The organism is Okeania sp. SIO2F5 (genome assembly GCF_010692685.1).
Classification (GTDB): Bacteria; Cyanobacteriota; Cyanobacteriia; order Cyanobacteriales; family Microcoleaceae; genus Okeania; species Okeania hirsuta.
Map to the genome: position 1 here is coordinate 1 of NZ_JAAHGU010000242.1, position 5,597 is coordinate 5,597.

6 protein-coding genes are annotated in these 5,597 nt (G+C 36.1%); 4 read left to right on the top strand and 2 right to left on the bottom strand.

The features are described 5' to 3' along the window. The first annotated feature begins 184 nt into the window (after positions 1–184). Positions 185–358, top strand: coding sequence for a hypothetical protein (locus F6K27_RS32200; protein ID WP_287278450.1), 174 nt, complete (start codon positions 185–187; stop codon positions 356–358). A gap of 146 nt (positions 359–504) precedes the next feature. Here the strand turns inward: F6K27_RS32200 and F6K27_RS32205 are convergent, their stop codons facing one another. Beyond that, a complete protein-coding gene (locus F6K27_RS32205) occupies positions 505–954 on the bottom strand; it encodes a hypothetical protein (protein ID WP_287278449.1) in 450 nt (149 codons plus the stop codon). A gap of 141 nt (positions 955–1,095) precedes the next feature. Next, positions 1,096–1,659 carry a bifunctional adenosylcobinamide kinase/adenosylcobinamide-phosphate guanylyltransferase gene (gene cobU / locus F6K27_RS32210; RefSeq protein WP_124144101.1) on the bottom strand — a complete coding sequence of 188 codons (564 nt, stop codon included), beginning with the start codon at positions 1,657–1,659 and terminating at the stop codon, positions 1,096–1,098. Positions 1,660–1,992: 333 nt separating this feature from the next. Between cobU and F6K27_RS32215 the strand changes: the two genes are divergently transcribed. The 3 genes from F6K27_RS32215 to F6K27_RS32225 all read left to right on the top strand — a co-directional run bounded on the left by F6K27_RS32215 (position 1,993) and on the right by F6K27_RS32225 (position 5,382). Next, entirely contained in the window at positions 1,993–2,910 is a 918-nt protein-coding gene (locus F6K27_RS32215) for a glycosyltransferase family 2 protein (RefSeq protein ID WP_124144102.1), read from the top strand. 328 nt (positions 2,911–3,238) lie between these two features. Continuing rightward, positions 3,239–4,189 (top strand): glycosyltransferase family 2 protein, encoded by a 951-nt coding sequence (locus F6K27_RS32220; RefSeq protein ID WP_124144103.1) that lies wholly within the window; start codon positions 3,239–3,241, stop codon positions 4,187–4,189. Positions 4,190–5,169: 980 nt separating this feature from the next. After that, the gene (locus F6K27_RS32225) at positions 5,170–5,382 is read left to right on the top strand and encodes a hypothetical protein (protein WP_287278448.1); all 213 of its coding nucleotides are present in this window, start codon (positions 5,170–5,172) and stop codon (positions 5,380–5,382) included. Positions 5,383–5,597 lie beyond the last annotated feature (215 nt).

Consider the following 5,597-nt stretch of genomic DNA (forward strand, 5'->3'; position numbering starts at 1 on the left):
ACAGTTCCTTCACGGCCTGGTAGTAAATGTTGAATGCGTTCCCATTGGTCGTCACGCAAACCATAACGTCTAGTCATTTAGAGCAGTCCTTAGCATATTATTCCTGTAGTTATTCTTCATAAGCATATTATACTTTTAATGTCAACCTCTTTAATTGATGACACGCCCTAAGTATTGCTCAGAAATGAACCCAATTGAGCTGGAGTGGAAACATCTCAAAAAAGATGAATTATCGGGTCAAATGTTTGATGACGAGTTAGATCTTGCTTATGCAGTAATTGACGGTATTCAAGCTAGGGGAGAAAAGGGAAACTACAGGACAGAACGTTTTAAATTTTACTCAAATCAAACTGCTTAAAATTTCTTTACATACTTTGGTTTTTTTTCACCGACTTACTTACGCAAATAGGGCGCGGACATTTATAAATGCTCAAAGTTAGTCAGGAATTACTTGTGAATTCTTGAATGTTTTCCAAAATACCCGAAAAGATGCTTAAAATCTTCCTATTCAGAATGGTGACTATGAGTAGTAATACTTTCTTTTTTGTTGAATAATCGCTCACAAATACCCAGTAAATATGATTTATTATTGATGGGCGATCGCGGCAATGGTTTTTCATTATCAGGCCAACTAGGTAAATCGAAACATGGACAACAATCTGGGGGCATTCCTTTAACACGAGATGGGATAGGCATCGAACAACGGGCACAATCACTAATGTCCCACTCTGGAGATAATAATTCTGCAATTGTTTGATGTGTCCCCTCTAAAAAACAATCTCCCGATCCAGAAGATAAAATTTGTTGCCAGCATGATTCAAAATCTTGACTGTAGCGATCGCCTAAAAGTACGATTTGAGGTTTTATAGCTGCTTGGCCATTTATCATTAATACCTTCTTACCTAACTGAAACCAACAGGCAATATATTGTTTGACTTGATCGTGAGATGCCATAATTTTTAGCTCCGATATTTTCCGTTTCATAGAACTTCAAAGCTAATAAATAGCCTCGTTCATCTACCTTCATTCTAACTTTTCCATCGTTAAAATGGGGGAGTGAAGCTAATACTTTATTCCTTTAGAATAAATTAAGAATTAAATATTCAAAGGTGTGCCTAAAGCACTAAGATTCAAAACATGACCTCCTGTAACTAGATAAACAGACTGAGAAATTACTCCAACTCGACGAATCAGATGACCAAGGCGATCACGAAATAGTCGTCCGATAGGAAACGAAGGAACTACTCCCCAACCTGTTTCTTCACCCACTAAAATTACATCGCTACTAGCTTTTAATAAAGCTTCAATCAAAGCTGCTAAAGTTTCATTCCAAGCTGGTTCATCTTGTGACAAAATATTAGCCAACCAAGTACCTAAAGAATCTACCAAAATACAACAGTCTTGATGTGCATAAGTAGTCAAAGTTTCTGATAGTTTCACAGGTATTTCTAAGGTAGTCCAATCAGGAGGGCGACGGTTTTGATGTTGTTCAATTCGAGTTTGCCACTCTAGGTCTTGACCATCAACTTGAGAGGTAGCTATATAAATTACTTGTTTGTGAGAACTAATCGCCAAATTTTCAGCCCACTCACTTTTACCAGAGCGAGCAGGACCTGTGACCAAAATTAGTTTCTTAGAAGTAGCTTGAGGAGAATTCATGGGAATACAAACAAATAATACTATTTCTCAAAAACTTTTCTACATTTTCTTGAGTCGGGGATTAGGGGAATAGAGGCGTTAGCTGCCGCTAACGCCCCTACAGATAAGTAAACATAAGAATAATTAACATTAACTAGGCTACTAATTAGCAAAAAAGTTGTTTTGCCTACGTTAATTACTTAATAACTGAAGTCTTACCTAAGTATATCATTACTTTTGAGAATTGGTATAATCCAGTGTAAACTGAAAATAAAGGATAATAAATTAGAATAAATTAGTAAATAGTAAGTTCGGCCAAAATCCGTGAAAACTCCAAAATAGTAAGAATTAACTATGGCCAAAATATCTGCTATTATCTGCACTCATAATCGGGACAATTACTTAGGAGCTGCCATAGATAGCCTACTTGGACAGGATTTTCCTGGTAGCTTTGAAGTAGTAGTAGTAGACAATGCTTCCACTGACCGCACCCGCGAAGTAGTAGAAGCAAGATATCCTAGTCCCAATCTGAAATATGTATATGAGCCAGTCACAGGATTATCTGTGGCCAGAAATACAGGGGCAAAAGCAGCCAGTGCAGAAATTTTAGCTTATCTTGATGATGATGCTGTTGCTAGTTCCCAATGGTTAAGGGTATTGCAAGAAGCTTTTCAAAGTAATGAAAAACTAGCGATCGCTGGTGGTAAAGTTACCTTGATTTGGCCAGAAGGAATTACCCCCCCCAAATGGCTTTCTCCAGAATTATCAGGAAACCTAGGTTACTATGACCTTGGTGATTCTGTAGTGTATATTAATCAGCCTGGTTTAACTCCCAGAGGTTTAAATTATTCCATTCGTCGTACATTTCTTGAACAAATTGATGGCTTTGATACTAACTTAGGTCGAGTGGGCAAAAAGCTACTGTCTAATGAAGAATTACACACCACAGAATTAGCAATCAAGCAAGGTTGGCAAGTAGCTTATTTACCTGAAGCTTTGGTTGCTCATAATGTAGCTCCTGAAAGGGTTAGACCTTCCTGGTTTATTGAGAGAGGTTGGTGGCAAGGCATTAGCGAATGTTATCGCGAACAACTAGCTGGTCAGGCGGGTCTTAGACAAATAAGAAAGGGGAGCGATAGAATGATTAGGGGTGTGTACAAGTCTCTAAAAAATATAGCAGACCCGGCCAAACGTTTTGATAATTTTGTCTATGCTTATGCTCAAATAGGCTATCTAGGTGCAGCTATTCAGGGCATGATATCTACGAAGTAGATTTTAGGTGGTAGGTAAAAAAAGCCGATCGCCCTGCCTAAAAGCTAATCCAAAGCCACTCAAAATCTCAGGGCATGATATTTATGAAGTAGGTATTATGTGGTAGATTTTAGGTGGTAGGTAAAAAAAGTCGATCGTCCTGTAGAAATACTAACCCAAGTCCACTCAATCTCAAATCGTACTTACCTAAAGATTAACTCAAGGCCACTCAACATCAAATCCTAACTATCTAAATACTAACCCAAGGCAACTCAATACAAAACTATTAGTGCCTTCGAACTATAGCGATAATAAAATAAGGTAATACCTATCTATAAAATTCTGAACTATGACATCATCTAAGATACCAGTTTCAGTTCTCATCCCGGCTAAGAATGAAGAAAAAAATTTACCCGCTTGTCTAGATAGTGTTGCAAGAGCAGATGAGATATTTGTAGTAGATTCTCAAAGCAGCGATCATTCCGGGGAAATTGTAGAAAGTTATGGAGCAAATTTAGTACAGTTCCATTTTAATGGTCAATGGCCAAAAAAGAAAAATTGGTCTTTAGAAAATTTGCCATTTCGGAATGAGTGGGTACTTATTGTTGATTGTGACGAACGTATTACTCCTGAGCAATGGGATGAAATTGCTGTAGCTATTCAAGACCCAAATTACAATGGTTACTACCTTAATAGACGAGTATTTTTTCTAGGTAAATGGATTCGTTATGGGGGTAAATATCCTGATTGGAATCTGCGTTTATTTAAGCATAAAGAAGGTCGCTACGAGAATTTAGGAACTGAGGGAGTGGCCAATACGGGGGATAATGAAGTGCATGAACACGTTGTTTTGAATGGAAAGGTAGGCTATCTGAAAAATGATATGCTTCACGAAGATTTTCGTGATTTATTCCACTGGTTGGAAAGACACAATCGTTATTCTAACTGGGAAGCGCGAGTACATTATAATATACTGACTGGTCAGGATGATGATGGAACTATTGGTGCAAGTTTATTTGGGGATGCGGTACAGCGTAAACGTTTTCTGAAGAAGATATGGGTAAGATTACCGTTTAAACCGATATTGAGGTTTATTTTATTTTACTTTATTCAATTAGGGTTTTTAGATGGTAAAGCAGGATATATTTACGGTAGGTTACTGAGTCAATATGAGTATCAAATAGGTGTTAAACTTTACGAACTTAAAGATTGTGGTGGTCAGTTAAATGCTGTTCAGAAAATAGAAAAAACTCCTAAACCTCAGCCAGTTGCTCAGGTAGATTCAGCAAGTAGTAGTTAGTAATTAGGCATAAGCATTCAGCGGTCAGCAATCAGCAATCAGCTATTAATTCATTGCCTTTAAAGCAGGAATTAGTATTGAGAGGTTTAAGGACAATTCAAAGTATTGAAAAAACAACTAACCTTGACCTTAGCAGTGTATATTCATTATTTATGAAACAGCTAAAAGCTGAATGTGAGCTAAGTTCAAAGAAGGGGTCGGAAAAACTAGGTTTTATTGCTGATGATTCTGATAGATCGATAACTCTAAATTTATTATCATACTTGAGTTGATAGTTATAATCAGTAATGCCAAAAATGTAGCTAATTAATCTGAAATTCACCGAACATTTAAAGGAGGTAGAAAGAGGAAAGTCAACCTATTTTCTACTTCCTTATTTTGATTTTTATACTATTAACTAGCTATCAGCATTTTCCGTACCGGAATGCTCCGCAAACAGCATTTACGGACTGAAAGGCTTTTTAAGGATTCTAGGCATTAAGCGAAGATATCTTATACCAATTCCTAAAAGTAACGCTAGACTTGGGTAAGACTTCAGTTATTAATTAATCAAAACAGTTATAATCACCCTTTTGCTAAAAATAGCCCAGTTAATGTTAATTATTCTTACTTTTTACTTCTCCCCTACTCCTCCACTCCCCTATTTCCCCTCCTGGGAGGGGTTAGGGGTGAGTCCCCTGCTCAACAAAATGTAGAAAAGTTTTTGAGAAATGGTATTATTCCTAATTTCCTTACTCCCTATTTCCTACTCTCAAAAAGATGTAGCAAGACTTTTGAGATTTGGTATAAAGTTTTTTTCAACTATCAAATAAGATTAAAATATTGACTAAAATATAGCTAGCATTGTGTAAGGGTTTGGTCTCCAAGCTCCTACTTTTGCTGTGGCAGTATTCTATGTTTAATATTTTGTTGATAAATGGTCTCTGAGAATTTTTATTCTATGATAATATCCTTGAAATATTTGCCAAAAATACAGATTGATGGAATTTAAGCAATATTTACAAGAATTAGATAAAAATCTGGAAAAAGGTAGTGAGCGTACCCACTATCCTGCTTTGAAAAATCTGATTGAGGGTGCCATGTTGGGAATTAATGCCAATATTGAAGAAACTGGAAATCAAGCTGGTATCCCAGATTTTAAAGTTAGGAAAAATAATAATTTACTTGGCTATATAGAAGCTAAAAAAAATTAGTGAAAATTTAGAAAAAATCCAATCAACTGACCAGTTAAAACGTTATTTAGAATCTGAAATCGGGAAAAACTTAATTTTAACTAATTACTTAGGGTTTGCGCTCAAAAGTCTGAAAACGGTTGATTTGTGATTCAAAGAAAGCTGATTATAACTTATTATTATCATCATTTATTCAGCTATAACTTTAAATTATAAAATACACCGCAAAAACAGTT